This window comes from Prevotella sp. E13-27, from assembly GCF_023217965.1.
Lineage (GTDB): Bacteria > Bacteroidota > Bacteroidia > Bacteroidales > Bacteroidaceae > Prevotella.
The window spans coordinates 1,636,712-1,659,757 of sequence record NZ_JALPSC010000002.1 but is presented as its reverse complement, the minus strand read 5'-3'; the positions used below and the strand labels follow the sequence as shown (position 1 = coordinate 1,659,757).

The window sequence follows — 23,046 nt, the reverse complement described above, 5'->3', positions numbered from 1 at the left end:
TCATATTAAATAAGTTGACACTTTTGGAAATCCCAAAAGTGTCAACTTATTTAGTATATGTCACATTATTATTATCTTGTCAACGAGAACTTCATGCTGATGCCAAAGTCCTGAGTCGTTGTTGGATAGCTGTTGGCGGATAGTAGGGGAGTGTTGGTCTGACGCTCATAGTAAGCTGTCATGCTGAGATAGCGCGAGAGAGTATATTCCGCAGATAGCGATATCTTCAGTGCTGAGTTGCCGCTCGATGCCGATGATGTGCCTGTAGCTATGTCACGCGTGATAGCAGCCTGATTACGGAACGATACGTCAACACGAGTATTCAGGTCGTGGTTAACGCCCGACTTCTTCGTTGTCTGTTTAGATTTTGAACTGTCCTGTTCTTGCTTGTCGCGATTACCCTTGGCACCTTTCACCTTGCGGCTTGAGTTTCCTGAGCTGAAGAGGTTGAAGTTCGAGATCTTATAGCCCATTCCTATAACCCAGTCTTTTGACAGAGCCTCGTTTATCTGTACACTTGTCATCGACAGGTTCAGCACTCGTGTTGTCTTATACTCCACTTTGAAAGTCATGTTATTGTGAAGCGTCATGTCTATGCCGAGCAGTGGAGAGAATGCCTCGTTGATGCTCACTGTAGAGATGTTGTACATAGAGCTTGGTGTATAGCTTCCGTCTGCACTCTTTACGAAGCCTAAGTCACCCATATATTCGAGCCATGAGCTGTATGTGTTATATGAGCCAATGCTGAACATCGACTTGTAGCCGTGGTTTATGTTCACGCTCTTGAAGTACTCGCTCACCCATTCTAACTTTGACAATCCGCTGTAGCGAATAGTCCAGTTTGGCAGCATCCTGCTCAGCGCGGGGAACAGGCTTAGCGACTTGCTGCTTCCAGAGGTGTAAGTTGCCAGGAACGCAGGTATCATGACATCAGCTGAATACGGGTTTACACCATTTATCGTAGGTGCTGTGCCATCGGCATTCTGTACGTTTGGCTTTGCTACTGCATATTGTGCAGATACCCTTTGGTGGTATTCTCCGATACGCTGACGGAACTCGTCAAACGATGGTGAGTGGTATCCGTTAGAAGCATCGCCCATTCCTTCAAAGGCACTTCTGATAGATATCGTTGTCATGTTGAATGAGCCGCTCTGTGTCATCGGCATGCCTTCATACATAAACTGTACACTCTTTGAGCGTGTCATAGTGCGCGAAGCTGTGAGGTCAATCTTTAGGTCGCGTACAGGCTCGAGAGTAGCCTTTATCTGCAGGTCTTCCGTCATTGATGTTGTTGCAGGTGTGGCTACGCTGTCAGCACACAGCAGCCATCCGTTGTCGCGTGCTTTCTGGATATAGCTGTCACCAGCCAGTCCGAAGGCGAAGTCAAGTCCTGGTGCCATTGGCCCACTGACATTTTGTCCGAAGGCATCGGCAACATTTGGCAAGAATCCAGGTAGCGACATTGAGCGCTGCTTGCGATAAGACAGGTTCACGTTGCGAACCATCATCAGCAGTCGTGCTGTGTATTGCGCTGGCGAGTACCACCACTCATCATCGAGTGGCTGCTTTGTCATGACACTCAGTTTTAGTGCAATGCTATCACCTGTAGGCTTCAGCTTGATGGTGTTCTCATCTACAACCTTATATTTCACGTTATATGACTTGCCGTCTTTCGTCTTTGCCGTTACTATGAGACGCTTTGACTTCTTGCCATGTTTTATCGTTATGGTAGTGTCTGGCAACAGAGTAACCTCGCGCTGGTAGCTGTTCTTGTTCTTAGGTAGCGCTTTCTGTTCTTTGGCATCGTCTTTCTTGGCTAGCTCTTTATCCTTTGCGTCCTTGCCCTTCGCATCTTTCTTTGTTTCTTTCTTCGCAGGTTTCTTCGTGGTCTTCTTCGCAGGCTGTTTCTTGAAACGCTCGTTTGTCTTCTTCAAGAATGGGAAGTGGTTGTAGAGCGTCTCCATGTTTATCGCTCCATTGATGGTCAGATTGCTGTTATTTGAAATGCTGTTGCCCAACGTCGTTCCGTCGTCAAGCTCCGTTCCTCGCAGCCATGAGTATGTGGCATTGTATGATGCGTCGCTCTTCAGCCAGTCGAAGATTGGCAGTTTGTCTATCGGCAACTGATAGCTTGCCGAGAACGATTGGTTATAGTCCAAAGGACGTCCTAGATGAACTATACTTGTCCACACAGAATCTTTCCACGCTGAGTAGTGATCAGGGTATAGGTCTTTGTTTATAGGTGTGTATGGCTCTTCTATCTCAGCGTGTGTAGCCGACTGGAATGTCATGTGCAAGTTCTTCGTCAAATCCCATCTCAGTTGGAAATCGCGGTTAAATAGGAACTGCTCGTTGAACTGTAGTGGCAGTCTCGGATTTACGGTGTTCTCAAGGTCACGTTCCTGCAACTCAGAGTAGGTTCGGTTAAGCTCGCTGCCAAATGAGATGCTCTGTGGCAGATAGTTAAGGCCAAGTGCCTTCGGGAAGTTGAGCCACTTCGACTTTCCTTTCAATTTATTGAACGGCTCCCATGTCTTATAGACAGGTGAGTATGTGTAGTTCAGCGAGCCTCGCCATTGGTCATCGGTGTCCCATACAGTGGTGTTGCCAGTCTTCTTGCTGTGAGAATGACTGTAGCTCACTGCGAAGTTTGCAGGGTCGTAAGGCATAGGATGTTTCTTGTTCTTTATTCCTATTCTTGCGTTTGACACTGAGAAGTTGCTCGAAATGTTGCGTGTCACTGCAATGTCCTCTATTGAGTCGCGTTCATTCTTGTCTGATGTTGCATCGAGAGCATCTTTGAGCTTCATGTCAGTGTCAAGAGGATTATATTTCGGGCTGGTTATCTGCTTCGTATATGAGTAGTAAACAGGTATTGTCACCTTTGCCTTGTCAGGGAACAGCTTACCCAGCTCCACATTTGTCGTCACTGAGTATGATTTCTCTGTGTCAGTCCTGCGCTGCATTATTCCGTCTTCCAGTCCACCGAAGCCCTCACTGAGATAGCGTCCTGTTAGATTCACTGATCCGAAGTCGGAGAGCTGAATGTTCATTGCACCTGACGCTGCCCAGCCGCCCTCATTGTTTGTCTCGCGCAGGCGTAGCTCGTTGACCCACACCTCACCAGACTTCAGTCCGCTGCTCATGTTACGTACACCGATAATCATTGTCTTCACCTCGCCTAGCGACGGGTTACCGATAATGCTCACTCGGTTGTTCGGTTTCTGTGGGTCGTAGTCAGAGTATAACTGACTGAAACCTGTGCTTCCGTTGGCGCGTGCCTTGTTGCGTGCCTTCTTCAGTTGGGTGAAGATGCTCAAGTCGATGTCAAGCATATTCTCCTGTGGCCACACTAATACACGGTCACCATTAACATTCCAGCGATAGTTGCCTTCTGGAGTCAGTTTCAGTGGTATAAGGTATTCGTAGTAGTTATTTGTGTAGTCACTACCAAGGCGTATGAACACCGCCAGCTGGTTGTCCTGCAACTGTGTGTTGTTTGGAATGAGAGCGTTGGCATGTACAAACATCTGCATGCGCTTATACTGGCGCAGGTCAAGGTTAGTGTTCTTATATACAGCCTTCGACTCGTTCTGTGACAGGTTCTTCACCGTCAGACAGAGTGCCTGCTCGTTGTTCTCGGTAAGTTGGGGCTGTGATGGGTCTGTAGCTCTTGATATGCCCGGAGGCAGAACGTATGCCACAGGCTTGCGGTCAGTATTCTCTTCCACGTTGACAGCACTCATCTCAAGCAGTCCTGTCTCTGTGCCTGCCGATGTGTTCAGGTTCTTCTTATACTGTCGCCACTCGCCGCGTACCAGGTCGAGAGCTCCGAAACGCAGCACTATAGGCTGTTCAAAGCCTGTGAGGAACATTCTCATAAAGCGTATGCTGGTGAAGTCGCTGATGGTACCCACCTTGTCCTGATATTTTGCCAACGGTATTCTGAACTGGAACCAGCGCACGGTGGCGGAGTCGCCATTGCGCAGTTTCGCATTGTAGTCGCGGTGGTCAACGATATATGATGACTCACTCTTGGTACCATTATTATAAGCCTGTATCTCGTCTTCACTTATGGGAATCTGGTACTGGTAGTAGCGCTCATATTCGTTAAGCGTGAAGTCTTGGTTTATATCCTCCACATCAGGACCAGTCTTATATGAGGTGTCGTAAGACTCAGTCTGTTCGTCTGAAGCCGGTGAGTTGCCTTGTGGGTTGTTAATCCTCTTGTAACGGTCCATGATAGATACCTTCTGTGCATCGAAGTCGCTACCACGGAAGTAGTGATAGTCATCTCCTGCAGGATCCTGTCGCCATGCGTTGATAAGGCTGTCGTTCTGCACTATGCCTGCAATCTTGTCAAGCCATTCCTTATATGCTCCGAACTCGCGCTCTTCGTCGTCGTTAAGACCATTGAGACCAACGTCCTGTAGCTGTCTTGAACCTTTTGTCGTAGCAAAAGCGTATGTCTGCGTAGCCTGGTTGGGAATCTTGCCCCACTGTGTGTTGATGAACGAACTTGAACCATCGACAGGCATGCCGCTCTCATAGAACTTCTTGCCGTCGCGAAGCACATCCTCACACACCTCACCAAGGTTGATATACAGGTTGCCTGAGCGTTTTGATGCGCTGCCGTCCTTTCTTGAGTAGATGTATGGGTCAAGCAACCAGAATTCCAGATATTCAATGTTTGCCTGCTCGAAGTCCGTTGTCTCCAGTCGTCTCATCATGCCGCCCCATTTCTGTGAAGGGTTCTTCAGCGTACCGTCGGCATTGAACTCAGTAGTAAGGTTATAAGGTCCGCGTTCCTGTGGATAGTAAGCCAGGTTGAGAACGGGCAGGGTAGAGGTGGCTCCGTTATAGCTTGACTGGTCACGGTTTGGATACAGCTCTTTTACATAAACCTCTCTGACGTAGTGGTTTGAGAGTTGGTTAAGATCGCTCTTGATGTGCGCTGGTGTCAGACTTGACGAACGGCGTGTGAATATAGGGTCGACTGAGTACCATGCCAGCAATGCGCGGTCGTAGCCACTCTCCACTGTTGTCTTGTTATTGTAGTTGGGGAACATTGTTGGAACGCTCGACAGTACCCACGACTTTGCGTCGCTCACGTCTATGAGGTTCTTTGTGTTCTCGAAGTCGTCAATATACGACGCATTGTCTTGAGTGCCGTTAGGCTTATGGGCTATAAGTTGGGCGAACTCACCAGTGAAGGTGATTTGCGATGGCGCAGTTACATGCAGCATAGGCAGACGGTCAAGCATCTTAGTGAGCCATTGAGACTCTTGTTTCCAGTTGAGACTCAATCCCCAGATGGTGTTGTTCAGAGGCTCTTCACCCATTGAAACCTTTGTTATCAGCGCCTGCTCCTGCAGATGCTGTAATGTGCCTGCCATAGTGAAATTCTTGCTGAACTCATATTCCCAGTTAACACCGAACATTGTCTTTCGCTGCATTCCGAACTGTGTGTTGTCCTCCAGGCTAACGTCAACGTTAGTTCCTGCGTCAATGATGCTCTGGTTAAGAATCGTCACCTCGCCGGCAGAGTAATCTACCGAGTAGTCGCTTCCCTCAGTCAGCTCTACACCACCAGCCACAACTTTCACCGATCCTTGTGGCACGTTGTAGGCACCCAGTGATATTACATTTGCCGATGTTCCCTTGAACTGACCTGTCATTATGAACTTGTTCTTCTCCGCGTTCTGCTTGGCATAGGTCTTCGTTGAGTCGTAGAGCGCATCGAAGCAATATGTGTCTGCCAGATTGGCCATGCCTTTCTTGTTCAGGTAGTTGCGCAGATAATCACCGAAAGGTTCTGCTGCAGGCAGGAATACCCTTCCGTTGCTTATAGTATAGCCTTCCACAAAGTCGAACTGTCCGTTGGAATGAGCTTTCATGTTGTTGTCCAAACGGTCCAACCCCAACATCCTTAGCAGTGTCATCTCTTTCAGACTTGCTTCCGGCAGATAGGTGAGATATGTACCCGTGGTGTCGCTCTGATATTTGATGTCAAGGCGGAAACGTTCTTTCTCTACGCTTGTAGCAAGATAATAAACGTTTTTCATCATCAGGTTCCAGTTGCCTTGTGAAGGATTGTTCGACGTGTTCTTCAGCGATTTCACAAACAGTACCTGACTGGTGTTCGTGTGGTCGGCAGCGAACTCACCTACCTGATATGTCATGCCGTTATATGTGTATTCGAAAGCCACTGCCAAAACCTGGTCGGGCTGTAGTCCTGTCTTCAGCGATACATAGCCCAATGCACTGTTTACGGTATATTCGCTTGATGACAACAGACGCGCTGCAGATAGCATCTCATAGTCTGTGCCTCCATAGAATTTTGGTATCGCCTCCAGTCGTGCCGATACCAGGTCTATGCTTCTTGATGCTGAGTCAAGACTACTCACCAAACTTGAATACTCGTTGTTTGCTTGGTTGCTTGGCACGCTGAGTCCTGCCGATGACCAGTTGTCGGTGTTTGCTATGTGAGTAGCCTCACCAAGGTCGGTCAGTGCAACGATGTTTCTTGAATTGGCTGTGTTACCGCTGTTGTTCGTTACCCATATTTCCACACGGTTGATTTTAATGCCAGTCATCACGTTTGGCAGTGACTGCATGGAGCGGTCGTAATTATCGCGGAAATAATGGGCAAGGAAGAAGTGTCGGTTCTCCTCATAGTCAGTAACATTCAGCTCAAACGGTGTTGTCTGTGTACCGCCTTTGCTCGACACGCTCTTCGTTGTCGAGTTCTTTTGCGACAGTACTGTCTGCAGCTTCAGTCTTCCGAACTGCAGGTCTGTCCTTACACCGAAAAGACTCGTTGCACCTGTTACCAATGAGTTGTTTGAAGGGAAGGAGATGTTACCAGCCTCTACCAGCTTTACTATTTCGTCTTCCTTACCCTCGTATTTCAACTTCAGGTTCTTGGTGTCGAAGTCAAACGTTGCATCGGTGTTGTAGTTAAGGTTCATGTTAACCTTGTCGCCCACCTTGCCGTTAACGCTCAGGTTTATCTTCTCGTCGAAGTCGAAAGCTGTGGTGTGACGGTTACGCTCAGGAAGTGAAGGGTTATCTACATCTTTGATTGTAGCACCAATCTTCAGCTCTGCCGTACCCTGTGTCTTGATACGCACACCGCCAGGACCGAATATCTTCTCTGCTGGCCCTAAGTCGAAATGCATGTCACTGAAGTCGAATTTCTCTTTGCCTTTTGCTGCTGCTGTCTCAGCATCCTTCTTACGGAAGAACTGCTGGCGCGCACGGCGTTCACTCCACTTCAGATACTCTTCTGGCGACATGATAAAAGGAGCGCTCAGGTAGCTGTCGCTAATCTTTGAACCAATGAAATACTGATTAAGCGAGTCGTTATATACAGCCTCCAGTTTTATGTTCTCAGGCATTCGAAGGTCCAGAGCGCTCGAGTCTATATCCTTCGTGGTGATAGGGGTTGTACGTTGAATTCTCCAACGCGCATGCAGCAATGAGTCGGGGATGTCTTCATCCACGGCTTTCACCGATTTTGGCTGCGCCTTTGGCGTTGGTCGTTTCGGCTTGTCGTTATCGTCAGGCTGAGGCACTTGTGCAAATGCGGCAATGCTCAGCATCACGATTAATAGATAAGCTAATCGCTTCAATTCTTTCTTTTTTATTAACGCACGTTATACTTATGAACGAAAAATGCCACCTTTTATTATATTTGAACTGTCAGTTTCTTGCCTAATACATCTTTTTTGCTTATCTTTGCTGACGTTTTTTGTGCTTTAGGTTAAATAATTGTTGTTTTCTTATTGTTTGAACCATGCAGTGGACTGACCGCATAAGGCAGGTAAAAATCATTCTCGTATTGTCGGCGATTGTTATCGCCGCAATGTCGCTGCTCGTATCCCATTATCTGGTGCGCGACCTTCAGGTGGAGGAACGTAACAAGATGGAGGTGTGGGCTGAGGCTATGCATGCGTTCAACAATGCCGATGAGAACACAGATCTCGCACTTGTAATGAGTGTCATCGAGAGCAACAATACTATTCCTGTCATTGTGATGGACTCAGAAGGCAATGTTGCCGACTGGCGAAATATCAGCATCAGTGGCGACGACACTTTATCCTTCGTTTCAGACTATGGTCATCGAATGAAGGCTGCCGGCAATGCTGTTAAGATTGAACTTGAAGGAACCACCGATGCCCTTTACGTCTGCTATGACGAATCTACCATGCTGAAGCGCCTCACCATGTGGCCTTACTGGCAGCTTGGCATAGTCCTTATCTTCGCTGTCATTGCTGTCTTTGCCCTGCTTTCTTCTAAACGTGCTGAACAGAACAAGGTGTGGGTGGGTCTGTCCAAGGAGACTGCCCATCAGTTGGGTACACCTATATCGAGTCTCATGGCATGGGTAGAGATACTTAAGGAGAATTATCCCGACGATGACCTCATACCTGAGATGGAGCAGGATGTCAAGCGACTGGAGCGCATTGCTGAGCGTTTCTCAAAGATTGGATCGCTGCCTGAACCTGTAGAAGCCTCCATGAACGAGGTCCTCGACCATGTTATTGCCTATATGGACAAGCGCACATCGCAGAAGGTAGCCATCAAGGGTCATTATCCCAGCCATGATGTCATTGTCAAGATGAATGCCTCGCTTTTCGAGTGGGTCATAGAGAATCTCTGTAAGAACGCTGTTGATGCTATGGAGGGAGGACAGGGAAAGATTGACCTGTGGCTTCTTGAGGAGGATGACAAGGTGGCCATCGAGGTGGCCGACAATGGCAAGGGTATAAAGAAAAAAGATGTTGGCAATGTGTTCCGTCCTGGATTCACCACGAAGAAAAGAGGGTGGGGATTGGGACTGTCACTTGCAAAGCGCATTGTTGAAGAATATCATAAGGGACACATCTATGTGAAGCAGTCGGAGGTAGGCAAAGGCACCACGTTCCGCATAGAGCTTCACGCAATAAAGAAAGGAAACTAAATACACCTATTTATTATATATAATGGAAGATTTCATTCACCTTCATGTACATACATATTATTCTATCCTTGACGGACAGTCGAAGATAAAGAGCCTTGTCGAGAAAGCCATTGGCGACGGCATGCGAGGCATGGCGATCACTGACCATGGTGACATGTTCGGAATTAAGGAGTTTCACGACATAGTCATGGGCGTGAACAAAGGGCGCAAGAAAGAAGGTCTTGAGCCATTCAAGCCCATTTTCGGTTGTGAGATGTATGTGGCACGCTATGGTCCCAAGGAACAGAAGAACGGCAAGCAGGACCAGAGCGGCTATCACCTCATAGTGCTTGCAAAAAACTATACTGGCTACAAGAACCTCATCAAGATTGTCAGTAACTCGTGGGTTGATGGATACTATATGCGCCCGCGTACTGACCGTGCTGACCTTGAGCGCTATCACGAAGGCCTCATCGTCTGCTCTGCCTGTATTGCCGGTGAGGTGCCCAAGAAAATCCTTAATGGCGACATCGCTGGTGCACGTGAGGCCATAGAGTGGTATCACAATATCTTTGGTGATGACTACTATCTGGAGCTTCAGCGCCATGAGGTTAAAGACCCCTCTATACGTGCTAATCGTGAGACCTTCCCCTTGCAGCAACAGGCAAACAAAGTGCTTATTGAACTTGCCCATGAGTATGGCATAAAGCTCATCTGTACTAACGATGTGCATTTCGTTGACCAGGAGAATGCCGAGGCTCATGACCACCTGCTCTGCCTCTCTACAGGTAAGGATCTCGACGACCCCACGCGAATGCTCTATTCCAAGCAGGAGTGGTTTAAGACAAAGGCTGAGATGAACGACATCTTCAGCGATGTGCCAGAGGCTCTTTCCAATACTCTTGAGATTCTTGACAAAGTCGAGATCTATTCTCTCGACCACGACCCCATCATGCCATTCTTCCCCATCCCGGAGTCGTTCGGTACAGAGGAAGAATGGCGTAAGAAGTTCACTGAAGCAGACCTCTACAAGGAGTTTACCACTGACGAGAACGGTGAGAACCAGCTTTCGCCAGAAGAGGGTGAGAAGAAGATAAAGAAGCTTGGTGGCTACGATAAAATCTATCGCATAAAGTTCGAGGCCGACTATCTGGCAAAACTGGCATATGAAGGCGCTCGCCACCGCTATGGTGAGGAGTTACCTAAGGAAGTTGATGATCGTGTGCGCTTCGAGCTCCATATCATGAAGACCATGGGTTTCCCAGGCTACTTCCTTATCGTGCAGGACTTTATTAATTCAGCCCGTGACGAGCTGGGAGTGATGGTAGGACCAGGTCGTGGCTCTGCAGCAGGAAGTGTGGTGGCTTATTGTCTCGGCATCACTAAGATAGACCCGTTGAAGTATGACCTGCTGTTCGAGCGCTTCTTGAATCCAGACCGTATCTCACTGCCTGATATCGATACCGACTTCGATGATGATGGTCGTGGTCGTGTGCTTAAGTGGGTTATGGATAAGTATGGTCACGAGAACTGTGCACACATCATCACTTATGCCTCGATGGCTACAAAGAACTCCATTAAGGACGTTGCTCGTGTTGAGAAACTTCCGTTGGCACAGTCTAATGCTCTCTGCAAGGCCATCCCTGACCGTCTGCCCGATGGATTGAAGATGAATCTTGCCAATGCCATAAAGTGTACGCCAGAGTTGAAAGATGCTGAGGCATCCAGTGATCCAGTTCTTGCCAATACCATCAAATATGCCAAGATGCTGGAAGGTACCGTTCGCGGTACGGGTATCCATGCCTGTGGCTTCATCATCTGTCGTGACCCTATCAGCGACTGGGTGCCAGTGAGCACTGCCGATGACCCCGACTTCAAGGACACAAAGACCAACTGTACGCAGTACGATGGTCATGTCATCGAGTCAACAGGTCTCATCAAGATGGACTTCCTCGGACTGAAGACCCTCTCCGAGTTGAAGGAGGCTTGTGCGAACATCAAGATAACGCGAGGCATTGACGTTGACCTCGATACAATTCCCATTGATGATCCTAAGACCTACGAGCTTTATCAGCAGGGACGCACCGTCGGCACGTTCCAGTTTGAGTCGGCAGGCATGCAGAAATACCTGCGTGAGCTTCATCCCACAGTGTTTGAAGACCTCATCGCCATGAACGCCCTCTATCGTCCAGGACCTATGGACTATATCCCATCGTTCATTGCACGAAAGAACGGACGTGAGGAGATAAAGTACGACATACCATGCATGGAGAAGTACCTCAAGGATACCTACGGCATCACCGTCTATCAGGAGCAGGTGATGCTTCTCTCCCGTCAGCTTGCTGACTTCACCCGTGGTGAGAGTGATGCTCTGCGTAAGGCTATGGGTAAGAAGAAGAAGGATATCGTTGACGCCATGAAACCGAAGTTCATTGAGGGTGGAAAGAAAAACGGTCACGACCCGAAGGTGCTCGATAAGATATGGGCTGACTGGGAGAAATTCGCTTCCTATGCGTTCAACAAGTCACATGCTGCCTGCTATTCATGGGTGGCATACCAGACAGCATATCTCAAGGCGAACTATCCGGCAGAGTATATGGCTGCCATCATGACACGTCGTCGCGACCAGATAACGGAGATAACCAAGTTGATGGATGAGTGCAAGCAGATGGGCATTGCCACGCTTGGACCTGATGTCAACGAGTCGTATCTTAAGTTTGGTGTTAACCACAAGGGTGAGATACGCTTCGGTCTTGCAGCCATCAAAGGCATGGGCGACTCTGTGGCTGAGGCTATCATTAAGGAGCGCGATGCTAATGGTCCGTTCACTTCGATATTCAATTTTGCTGAGCGCGTCAGCCAGAGCGTTAACCGCAAGGCCTATGAGTCGTTAGCACTCAGCGGCGGCTTTGACTCCTTTGGCATCCGTCGTGAAGCCTTCTTTGTGGAAGACTCCAAAGGACAGACGTTCCTCGATTCGCTCGTGCGTTATGGTCTGTTGTATATTCAGGCCAAGAATGAGGCTCAGAATTCTCTCTTCGGAGGCTTCGATAGCATAGAGATTGCCACGCCTCCTATCCCCAAGACCGATGAACGATGGAGCGACATAGAGCGCTTGAACAAGGAACGCGACCTTGTCGGCATCTATCTCTCTGCCCATCCGCTCGATGAGTATAAGATTGTGCTCGACAACCTCTGCAATGCCAAGTGTACCGATTTGGCAGACCGCTGTGCCTCCCTTACCGACCACGATGACGTGACGCTGGGTGGTATCGTTACCGGCATTCAGCAACGCTTCGGCAAGAACAATAAGCCTTGGGGCATCGTCACCCTCGAAGATTTCGATGGCTCAGGCGAGTTGGTGCTCTTTGGCGACGATTGGCTCAACCTCAACGGCAAGTTCATAGAGGGGGCTGCTGTCTATATCACGGGCAAAATGGCGTCGCGCTTTGCCTATAGCGACCAGAAGGAGCTTAAGGTCAGCAATGTCGAACTGCTCCAGACTGTTAAGGAGAAAGCCATTGATCGCATTACAATCTCTCTGAATACCGACTTGCTCGACGATAAGATTGTAACCGAGCTAAGTGAGCTCATCGATGAACATAAGGGAAAGACAAAGCTCTTCTTCCAGTTGCGTGACTCGTCAGGTAAGCACCATGTGCTGCTCCGCTCACAGACAAAGATGGTTGACGTGCGTCACTCTCTCATCGATTTCGTTGAGCGCACCGAGGCTCTTGACTATAAGATTAACTGATTCTTTTTACACGACCACAAATTGAAAAAGATATTTTTTATAGCGCTCTCTTGCCTACTGGCTCTTGTGGCTCAGGCACAGATGCTCGACCCTGTCAGTTTCAGCTCGGAACTGATAGTTGGCGACAATGGAGAAGCAGAGATTGTGTTCACTGGTAAGATAGACAGCGGATGGCATGTCTATTCCACAAATCTCGGTAGTGATGGTCCTGTGTCAGCAACATTCAATGTTGTTACAATGGACGGAGCAGAGACCGTTGACTCACTTGTAGCCCGTGGCGACGAGATAACGCAGTTCGACAGCATGTTTGGCAAGGAGCTGCGCTACTTCGAGAACAGTGCCACCTTTGTTCAGAAGATACGCATCTTGCGTCCTGACTACATCATTGACTGCTATCTTGAGTATGGGGCATGCAGCGATGAGGCTTGTCTGCCACCATCGACATGCGAACTGAAGAAGAGTGGCTCCGAGACATCTTCAGTAGGGCAGGGAAGAGAACCTTCTTCTGCGGAGAATGGTGATGCCTCTCTCTGGCTAATCTTTTTTGAGGGTGCCTTAGGCGGACTACTTGCTCTGTTCACTCCTTGTGTGTGGCCAATAATTCCTATGACCGTCTCGTTTTTCCTTAAACGTAACAAGAATCGCAGAAAGGCAGTACGTGAAGCCATGCTCTACGGACTGAGCATCGTTGTTATATATGTTGCTCTCGGTCTTGCAGTCACGCTGCTCTTTGGAGCCAGCGCCCTCAATGCTATGGCCACCAACGCCGTGTTCAACATCTTCTTCTGTCTGCTCCTTGTCGCTTTTGCGGCATCGTTCTTGGGCGCTTTCGAGCTCACACTTCCCTCATCGTGGTCTAACAAGATTGACCAGAAGTCGGAGGCAACTACAGGACTGCTCTCCATCTTCCTAATGGCTTTCACCCTGTCGCTCGTCTCATTCTCGTGTACAGGTCCCATCATCGGGTTCTTGCTCGTGGCAGTATCTGCCCAAGGCAGCATACTCTCGCCAGCAGTGGGCATGCTTGGCTTCGCCATAGCGCTGGCTGTTCCGTTCACTCTCTTTGCCCTCTTCCCCTCGCTGCTCAAGGCTGCGCCGAAGTCTGGCAGTTGGATGAACGCAATAAAGGTTACCCTTGGCTTCATAGAGCTTGCCTTCGCGTTGAAGTTCTTCTCTGTTGCTGACCTTGCCTACGGATGGCATCTTCTCGACCGCGAGGTGTTCATTGCACTGTGGATAGTAATCTTCGGCTGTCTTGGCTTCTATCTCCTTGGCTGGCTGAAACTGCCTCACGATGATGACAATCGTCATATCTCCGTGCCCCGACTCTTCGTTGCTATGGCTTCACTCGCCTTCACCGTCTATATGATACCTGGCCTTTGGGGAGCACCATTGAAAGCCATCTCAGCCTTCACCCCTCCCATGAGCACTCAGGACTTCCGTCTGCAGTCATCATCTGTTGTAACTGAAGCCCAGTATCGTGACTACGACCTCGGCATGGAGGCTGCTCGTCAGCAGGGCAAGCCTGTGCTGCTCGACTTCACAGGCTATGGTTGCGTGAACTGTCGCAAGATGGAGGCTGCCGTGTGGACCAATCCTCGTGTGGCTGAGATAATCAAGAACCGCTATGTTCTCATCTCCCTTTATGTTGATGATAAAACGTCGCTTCCCGAACCAATTGAGATAACTGAGAATGGCCAGAAGCGTACTCTTCGCACCATTGGCGACAAGTGGAGCTATCTGCAGCGTTCCAAGTTCGGTGCCAATGCCCAGCCTTTCTATGTTCTTCTTGACAGCGACGGACATCAGCTTGCTTCTCCCCGTTCCTATGATGAAGATGTTGATGCCTATGTAGAATTCCTCAATGAGGGGCTCAGAAATAAGTAGATTCAAGACAGAATAGCGATGTGTTATAGTCAGGACTGCGATGTAGATCTGACTATACTTTTTTACAAACTCGTCGAGTTTGGTGACCAAAGTCGACGAGTTTGGTCACCAAAATCGACGACTTTGGTTTTCAAGATAGTAAGAACCAGAATACAAGGATGTCAGAACTATATTACAGAACTGCCAGAATAAGAACAGCAAACAAAGAATATAATTAAACTTCTCTTTCTCTTGTGAGCGTTCTTACCAATCACTTGTTGAGTTCTTACTAAACGCTACATGCGTTCTTACTAAACACTAGTGTGTCTTTATAGCGTGTCAGGGACTGTCCCCTGACATACCGCATAAAGCGAAAAGCGCACACAAGGAGTCTGCCTCTTTGTGTGCGCTGTTTATAAAAACAGACCCGACAGCTTGAAAATCAGAGGCTGCCGGGAATCAACGTTGCAAAGATATGAATTGTTCTTTAAACTTCCAAATTTTTTTGCAATTATTTGCGTGAATGTTATATGCACATCACTTTTCCGCTTACTTGGGCTATATGATCTAAACCGTAGACTAACGATGGTCCATCAACATTCATCCAATTGAAAAGCCGCATCATGCGTGCATATTGGTTGATTACGTAATTCGTGTCGATTACTGGGTTGGGACGGGCAAAGCATATTGGTTCATGGTGCGCTATTCTATTGCGTAGCTTATTGATATAGTCCAATTCCTGAAAGATATATGTGTTGTCGTATCTACACTGACGCGTTGACTTAGGCTTATTTGGAAATATACGAAGAAGTATCTGACCCATTAATGCGTAGGTAGCATTAGAGAACATGTACTTCCAAACACCAAATTCCATCTCCGACAGTAACTTTGAATGTGAGTAATTCCCTTCACGCATCAATCCGTTGTAAGCTTTTTCTATAATCTTCCGTGTGTTTTCCACACGGCGATCGTAATATAGTGCACCATTGGGAAGAATGGCATCTCGCAGCCAGTCAGTACCGAGATGATCTACCATTTGCACGTCTATACGATTACGTAGCACTACCTCGAAACAACTTATTATTGTAAACATCTCCTGTGACAATTTCAGGTTATATCGATATAGTGTCATTGCCCTGCGGGTGTCACCTCCACAAGCCTGCAGGTATTTCTTCATTCTTTTGGCAGAGAAGAGTCCTTCAAATTCCTCGTATTTCATTTTTATGATTTCTCTATGTCTATTATTATATTATGCAAAGATACTCAAAATACTCGTAATTTGAGACTATCTCTATGTTTTTTCAAAGAAAAATAGAGAAAAACTATTCTGTATCGTTATGTCAGAGGAGTCCCCTGACATATGTTACAAAACTGTTAGAACAAGAACACCAAACAAAGAATACAATTAAGTGGATTATAGAGAACCTTTACTTTGATCCGAGAGAAGTTAAACATCTCTCAGAGTAAAGTTAAACATCTCTCAGAGCAAAGTTAAACTTCTCTTTTTCTTGTGAGCGTTCTTACTAAACGCTGCGTGCGTTCTAACTAAACACTAGTGTGTATTTATAATGCATATCAAACATATGTGCCTAGTTTCTTCTTCAAAAGTTTGGAAGTATCGGAAATAGTGTTTATATTTGCAGACAGAAACAAAACATGCATGATATGACAGCTATACAATTACGAACAGAATTGTTCCGTGAAATGAGTCCTCTATTGGACAATGAATTAGCAATGAAGAAGATGCTGACATTCATCAGGACATTGTCGCTGGCAAAACCTGCAAAGGCTGAGTCCGGCTGGGCAGACCGTTTCGTTGGTGCTTGGAAAGAAGACCGTTCTGCCGATGAAATAGTCAGCGATATACGTAGTGCTAGGACAGCAAACGCATAGATAGCAAATCTTACCATCGTTACTCATAATGTGAAGCACTTTAATCACATTGAAGGCCTCAAAATTGAGGACTGGATAGATAATGTATAACCTTTAAAACCGCGATGCCTATGGGCTGAGAAAGATATTACTTTTAAAAGGACATATAGGATGAATATCCACTTTTAGATTCTTGTTCCTTTCCGAAATCGCCAAATCTCGAAAGAACAATCAAGAACGTAAAGTAGGAGTTCACGCCATTAGGCGTGGGCATTTACTCGTTTAAGATTGTTAGGTGTTTGGCGATACCTGGAAGGAACGTAGACGAAGTAAATTGTCCACGTTTTCATTTTGTGTATAATTCTAAACTTAAAACCTATATGATTATGAAAAAACAATTTCTATTAATGTTATTGATGATGCTACCAATGGTGGCAAGTGCACATGACATTGAAGTTAAAAATGCTGACGGTGTTACCATTTATTACATTTATGTGAATGATGGCACGGAATTGGAAGTCACCTATCGTGGTGCTTATTATAGTAGTTATTCCAATGAATATTCTGGAAATGTAGTTATACCAGAAGAAGTAACATTCATGAATCGGACACGAAGGGTGACGAGCATTGGAGGTTCTGCGTTCTATGACTGTAGTGGATTAACTTCTGTCACTATTCCTAATAGTGTGACGAGCATAGATGGATCTACGTTCTCTGGCTGTAGTGGATTAACTTCTGTCACTATTCCAAATAGTGTGACGAGCATTGGAATTTGGGCGTTCAGCAATTGCACTGGCTTAACTTCTGTCACTATTCCTAATAGTGTGACGAGCATTGGAAAGGAAGCGTTTTCTGGCTGTAGTGGATTAACTTCTGTCACTATTGGAAATAGTGTGACGAGCATTGGAAGTGCTGCGTTTTATAATTGCTCAAATCTAAAAAAAGTGATTGTTTCTGACATTGCTGCATGGTGTGGAATATCCTTTAGTGGTTACGAATCCAATCCGTTATATTATGCCCATAATCTTTATAGCGATGAAAATACGAAAATAACAGACTTAATAATTCCTAATAGTGTGACGAGCATTGGAAATGAAGCGTTCTATCTCTGTAGTGGATTAACTTCTGTCACTATTGGAAATAGTGTGACGAGCATTGGAAAGGAAGCGTTTTCTTATTGCTCAAATCTAAAAAAAGTGATTGTTTCTAACATTGCTGCATGGTGTGGAATATCCTTTGGTGATTACAATTCCAATCCGTTAACTTATGCCCATCATCTTTATAGCGATGAAAATACGAAAATAACTGACTTAATAATTCCCAACAGTGTGACGAGCATTGGAAAATATGCGTTCCATGGCTGTAGTGGATTAACTTCTGTCACTATTCCTAATAGTGTGACGAGCATTGGAAATGATGCGTTCTATGGCTGTAGTGGATTAACTTCTGTCACTATTCCGAATAGCGTGACGAGCATTGGAGGTTCTGCGTTCAATGGCTGTAGTGGATTAACTTCTGTCACTATTCCCAATAATGTGACGAGCATAGATGGATCTACGTTCTCTGGCTGTAGTGGATTAACTTCTATCACTATTCCGAATAGCGTGACGAGCATTGGAGTTCGGGCGTTCTATGACTGTAGTGGATTAACTTCTATCACTATTCCTAATAGTGTAACGAGCATTGGATATCAGGCGTTCTATGAATGTAGTGGATTAACTTCTGTCACTATTGGAAATAGCGTGACGAGCATTGGAAAAGGGGCTTTCGATGGCGTAGATATTCCAACTGTAATTTCTCTTATAGAAAATCCATTTTATATAGAGGGTAAATCTTCGAGCTCAAGGACTTTTTCCAAAAACACCTTTAATAACGCTACATTATATGTACCTAAGGGTACTATCGACAAGTACAAGGCAACAGACGGATGGAAAGACTTTGTGTTTATTGAAGAAGGCATCATCAATGGTATGGCTAACATCCCAGCCAATGCCGTGCTGATACAGGGCGAGGGAGGCACTGTCAACGTGCATGGCTGCAACGATGGCGAGCAAGTCAGCGTATATAGCATCAATGGCACCAAGGCAGGCTCTGCCGTCAGTGAGAATGGCTCTGCAACCATCAACACCGCCCTGCAACCTGGCAACGTGGCAATCGTAAAAATTGGTGAGAAGAGTGTGAAGATAATAATGAAATAACTCAAGCCGCAGGGGGGGGCTGACGCCTAAGGATCAGCGGGACGGTTCCGCTGATCCACTTTAGAATCTGATATCGACACGTCTTGCGTTTTGATTATAATTCTGGAAAGCTTGGTATTGACAACTTTCTTAGTTTATTATTTGAGTGCACAGCGGAACCGACCCTGCTGTGCACTTTTTCGTTCGATTCTTTGTATGGTAAATAATTATTCCGTATCTTTGCCATATGAAGCGCGAGGTCTATGAGAGCCAGAAAGCATTTGCGGGCGAGAAGAAACCGTCAATGCTGAGACGCTGTGTGGGACACGACTACACAGAGCGCATGATGTATATGGTGACGATGGTGACGGAAGGCCGCCGTCCACTGTTTGGTAGGGTAGTAGGGCGAAGCGATGCGCCTGCAGATAGTGCAGAAGCTCCGAGAATGGAGCTGAGCGAACTGGGGCTGCGCGTCTCAGAGGAATGGATGGGAATACCTAAGTACTACCCGCAGGTGGAGATTATAGCCCTACAGATGATGCCTGACCACTTGCATGGCATTATCTTTATCAAAGAGAAGATGGAGAAAGACCTCAGCCGCATCATTCGTGGGTTTAAGACTGGCTGCAACCGCAGCTACAGGGAGCTGGTTCTTGGGGTTTCGTGTGTTGCGACTCAGTCGCAACAGACAGAACGAGGAGCGCAGCAAACGGAAAAGGGCGCGCAAGGGGAGAAGCGGCGAGGCGAAGACCGAACGCATGGGCTTCTTTTTGCCCGCGGCTTCAACGATAAGTTGCTGCTACGTGAAGGACAGCTGCAGCGATGGCTGGACTATCTGAACGACAACCCGCGCCGTCTGTTGATGAAACGCGAGCAGCCGGACCTGTTCCGAGTTCAGCGAGGGTTAATGGTTGGAAGTCAGCAGTTCTCGGCAATTGGCAACCGTTTCCTGCTGGAGCGCCCCATAAGACTGCAGGTGCAATGCTCACGCCGCCTCACCGATGAGCAGATAGCGGAGAAGCAGAATGAATGGCTCGAACAGGCCAGAAGTGGCGCTGTGTTGGTGTCACCCTGCATATCAAAAGGCGAGAAACTGGTAATGAGAGCAGCCTTTGAGGAAGGTCTGCCGATTATTGTTCTTCAGGAGAATGGCTTCACTGACTTGGCGAAGCCTGGTGGCAAGCGTATAGAAGCCTGTGCTCGCGGCCAGCTGTTGTTGCTTGCTCCGTGGGAACATCATAACGAGCGGCTAACCATTCGGCGTAATCAATGTATGGCCCTGAACGATATGGCCAAAATGATATGTGAGCGATAATGTCAGTTTTTATATTCCAACATGTCCGGTGACGTTGACATACTTTTTTAGCAGCCCTTTTTCGTTTTCTTGTCGAAGCGCAGGAAGATGCCTGCCAGTATGGTGCCACTGATGCTATGCCAGGCGCAACTGATGGCACAAGGTAGTACAGCCAGGGGCTGGGCGGCGAAGAAGTTGCCAGCAAGAACTGTGGCGAGTCCCGCATTCTGCATGCCCACCTCAATACTGATGGTGCGCTTCTTAGCTTGAGTAAAGCCAGCTATGCGACCAGCCATGTAGCCGAAGATATAGCCCAGCGTGTTGTGACAGAACACCACAGCAAAGGTCCAAAGGAAGAGCCACAGTCCGCGAGCTATCAAATCATCGTGTACTGTTGAGATAACTCCGCCTACGATGCAAGCCAGACATATCACGCTGAGACCGGGCATCAGGCTTTGTATGGTGGGGAAATGCCTGCTGTTTGAATAGGTGTAATTCAAGAAACAGCCTATTCCAACAGGGATAATTGTCACTATGAGAATGTTCAGGAACATGCCGACGGCATCTATCTCAATAATCTCCCCAGCCGTGAGTTGCATCAACAAGGGTGTCATGACGGGAGCGAGTAGGGTGGATGCGCAGGTCATGCCTACCGAGAAGGCTACATCACCGTGACAGAGATATGACATGATGTTGCTCGACACACCACCCGGACAGCAACCCACCAGCAATATGCCCAATGCTAAGGCTGGTTCCAGATGAAACACACGTGTTAACAGGTAGGCAACGCATGGCATGATGAAGAATTGTGCACACGTACCTAAAAGAATGTCCAGTGGCCTGCGGGCTAGTATGCGGAAGTCATCAGTAGTCAGCGTTAGTCCCATTGTCAGCATGATAATGCCTAGAATGACGGTCTGAGTTGTGCCTCTCACCCACACGAAGAGTTCAGGCAGAAAGAAGGTCAGTATGGCAATGGCAATAATAAACAGCGAGGCATTGCCAGCAAGCCAACGGCTTAGTCGTATCATTGGTTGTATCATCATAGTTTCTTTATTTTGGCTGCAAAAGTAATAAAAATGATTGTGATAGGCATGAAATCTGGAAATAAATTGTCATGATAGGATATAATAAAACGAATTGAGGTGGTAGAGAGAAACTGCCACCTCAACTATTATAATAATATGTGAGTATGATTTACTTCCTGTTATTACGCTGGCGCTGCAGCTCGTCAGCCTGCTTTTGCAGGGCCTCCAAGCGAGCAGCGAGTGTGCTCTGCTTCTTTGGGTTGTTCTTGTTCTCCTTATAGCGAGCCTCGAGGATGGCGAGGAGCTTTTCATCGTTTGTGGTCTTGCGGAGGATCCACATGATGGCAGCGGAGAAGAAGAGTGACACGAAGTAGTAGAAGTTAAGACCTGCTGAGTAGTCGTTGAACATGAAGAAGAACGCAAGTGGCATGAGATACATCATCCACTGCATAATCTTCATCTGATCTGCCTGCTGACCAACCATCTGGTCACGCTGCTGACGCATGGTCATGTAGCTATAGAGAATGTTGGATACACAGAAGAGGATACAGGTGAGCGACAGGTGATCGCCAATCATCCAGATGTTTGTGCTCCACTCAATGATGGGGTCATAGGTAGAGAGGTCGTCAATCCAGAGGAATGACTCACGGCGCAGCTGGATGGCGTTTGGCACGAAGTTGAACATGGCAATCCAGATAGGCATCTGGATGAGCATGGGCAGACAGCCTGAGAGGGGTGACACGCCATACTGGGTGTAGAGCTGCATCATTGCCTGCTGCTTCTTCATCTGATCTTCGGGCTTGTCGTACTCTTTGGTTGCCTCTTCGAGTTTTGGCTTCAGCACGCGCATCTTTGCCGATGACATGTAGCTCTTCTTCACCATGGGGTAGGTGATAGCCTTCAGAAGCATGGTGATGAGGATGAGCACAATGCCCATGTTGAGACCGAAGCCTGTGAGCCAGTCGAAGACATAGAGCGTGAACCAACGGTTTATCCAACGGAACAGAGGCCATCCAAGATAGACAAGCTGCTCGAGGTCGAGATCCTTGCCGAAACGGCTCTGCTCTTCCACATCTTTAATAAGACGGAAATCGTTGGGACCGATATACATCTCGAACTCTGAGGCTTTGGCGCCAGAGGGATCGAAAACTGTGCTAAGTGCTGCGTCGTAGTTCTTCAGGTAGCCAGAGCCTTTCTCCTGCGGGGTGCTTGTGAGCTTTGCGTTCTTTGCAAAGTCGTCCTTGGAAATGAGGACTGCTGAGAAGAACTGGTTCTTGAATGCTACCCAGTCAAGGGCTTCCTCTACAGTCTCATTGACGTCAGAGGTCTCGCTGAGGTAGTCGGTGCCGCCATCCTTCTCTTTGTAGGTGAGGGTGGCGTAGCGATTTTCAAACATGAATCCTTTCTCCTGCTGACGTGCGCGTGAGTTCCAGTTGATGTCAACTGCGTTGTAGTTAGGAGCAAACATGCCGCTCATGCCTTTTGTGGCAAGAGAGAAGTGGAGCATGTAGTCTTCGCCAAGCTCATAGTCGAGGATTATGCTACCTCCGTTCTGCATAGGAGCAGTCATCGTTACGGTGCGGTCTGTAACGTTTGTCGGAGTGAAGAAAAGCTCCTGTGTGCTGAAGTTCTCGCTTTTGCCAGCCAGCATGAAGTTCATCTGCTGGTCTTCAGGAGTGAAGAGCGTGAGGTTTTCGGCAGAGTCCTTATCCTCGAAGCCGAGGATGATGGCCTGGGTCAAAGTGCCGCCTTTGGTTGAAAGGGTTAGCTCAACCTTCTCGTTCTTCAGCACTATGTCTTTAGCTTCCTGCTTTACGATGGCGCTGTCTTGATTCGTTATTACGAAACTATCCTTGCGCTCAGCCTCTGCCATTTTTTGCTTAGCCTCTAAGTCGCTCTGTACTGCAGCGATGCTGTCCTGCTGGCGCTGGTATTCTGCTATCTGTTCCTCCGATGGCTGGTTCCACCAAGAGAAGCCAATGAGCACAATACCAATTAATACGAATCCGGTTAATGTGTCTTTGTTCATTTTTATGTGTTATTATTTTTTGTTACTCTGTGTTTAGACTTCCGTTAATCTACTTTCAAAGAAAGCACAATACGCAATTAAG

10 protein-coding genes are annotated in these 23,046 nt (G+C 47.4%); 6 read left to right on the top strand and 4 right to left on the bottom strand.

Annotated elements, in window-relative coordinates; translation table 11 throughout:
* Positions 1 to 71 precede the first annotated feature (71 nt).
* Entirely contained in the window at positions 72 to 7,604 is a 7,533-nt protein-coding gene (gene sprA / locus M1L52_RS16020) for a cell surface protein SprA (RefSeq protein WP_248616101.1), read from the bottom strand.
* 194 nt (positions 7,605 to 7,798) lie between these two features.
* Here sprA and M1L52_RS16015 point away from each other — a divergent pair, with 194 nt between their 5' ends.
* The 3 genes from M1L52_RS16015 to M1L52_RS16005 are packed head-to-tail and all read left to right on the top strand — an operon-like array spanning position 7,799 to position 14,585.
* Positions 7,799 to 8,965, top strand: coding sequence for a sensor histidine kinase (locus M1L52_RS16015; RefSeq protein WP_248616017.1), 1,167 nt, complete (start codon positions 7,799 to 7,801; stop codon positions 8,963 to 8,965).
* A 22-nt stretch (positions 8,966 to 8,987) separates the two neighbouring features.
* The gene (gene dnaE / locus M1L52_RS16010; RefSeq protein ID WP_248616016.1) at positions 8,988 to 12,698 is read left to right on the top strand and encodes a DNA polymerase III subunit alpha; all 3,711 of its coding nucleotides are present in this window, start codon (positions 8,988 to 8,990) and stop codon (positions 12,696 to 12,698) included.
* A gap of 21 nt (positions 12,699 to 12,719) precedes the next feature.
* On the top strand, positions 12,720 to 14,585 hold the full coding sequence (locus M1L52_RS16005) for a protein-disulfide reductase DsbD family protein (protein ID WP_410896792.1): 1,866 nt from the start codon (positions 12,720 to 12,722) through the stop codon (positions 14,583 to 14,585).
* A gap of 505 nt (positions 14,586 to 15,090) precedes the next feature.
* Here M1L52_RS16005 and M1L52_RS16000 read toward each other — a convergent pair.
* On the bottom strand, positions 15,091 to 15,783 hold the full coding sequence (locus M1L52_RS16000) for an Abi family protein (RefSeq protein ID WP_248616015.1): 693 nt from the start codon (positions 15,781 to 15,783) through the stop codon (positions 15,091 to 15,093).
* Positions 15,784 to 16,229: 446 nt separating this feature from the next.
* Between M1L52_RS16000 and M1L52_RS15995 the strand changes: the two genes are divergently transcribed.
* From M1L52_RS15995 to M1L52_RS15985, 3 genes are all read left to right on the top strand, one after another.
* Positions 16,230 to 16,457 (top strand): hypothetical protein, encoded by a 228-nt coding sequence (locus M1L52_RS15995; protein WP_248616014.1) that lies wholly within the window; start codon positions 16,230 to 16,232, stop codon positions 16,455 to 16,457.
* Between the two features lie 365 nt (positions 16,458 to 16,822).
* Positions 16,823 to 18,634: a leucine-rich repeat domain-containing protein gene (locus M1L52_RS15990; protein WP_248616013.1), complete on the top strand. Its 1,812-nt coding sequence runs from the start codon at positions 16,823 to 16,825 to the stop codon at positions 18,632 to 18,634.
* Between the two features lie 226 nt (positions 18,635 to 18,860).
* A complete protein-coding gene (locus M1L52_RS15985; RefSeq protein ID WP_248616012.1) occupies positions 18,861 to 19,928 on the top strand; it encodes a transposase in 1,068 nt (355 codons plus the stop codon).
* Positions 19,929 to 19,975: 47 nt separating this feature from the next.
* Here M1L52_RS15985 and M1L52_RS15980 read toward each other — a convergent pair whose 3' ends face one another.
* Both M1L52_RS15980 and yidC read right to left on the bottom strand, forming a co-directional pair.
* Positions 19,976 to 20,953 carry a bile acid:sodium symporter family protein gene (locus tag M1L52_RS15980; RefSeq protein ID WP_248616011.1) on the bottom strand — a complete coding sequence of 326 codons (978 nt, stop codon included), beginning with the start codon at positions 20,951 to 20,953 and terminating at the stop codon, positions 19,976 to 19,978.
* 151 nt (positions 20,954 to 21,104) lie between these two features.
* Positions 21,105 to 22,964 carry a membrane protein insertase YidC gene (gene yidC, locus M1L52_RS15975; protein WP_248616010.1) on the bottom strand — a complete coding sequence of 620 codons (1,860 nt, stop codon included), beginning with the start codon at positions 22,962 to 22,964 and terminating at the stop codon, positions 21,105 to 21,107.
* Positions 22,965 to 23,046: the final 82 nt, after the last annotated feature.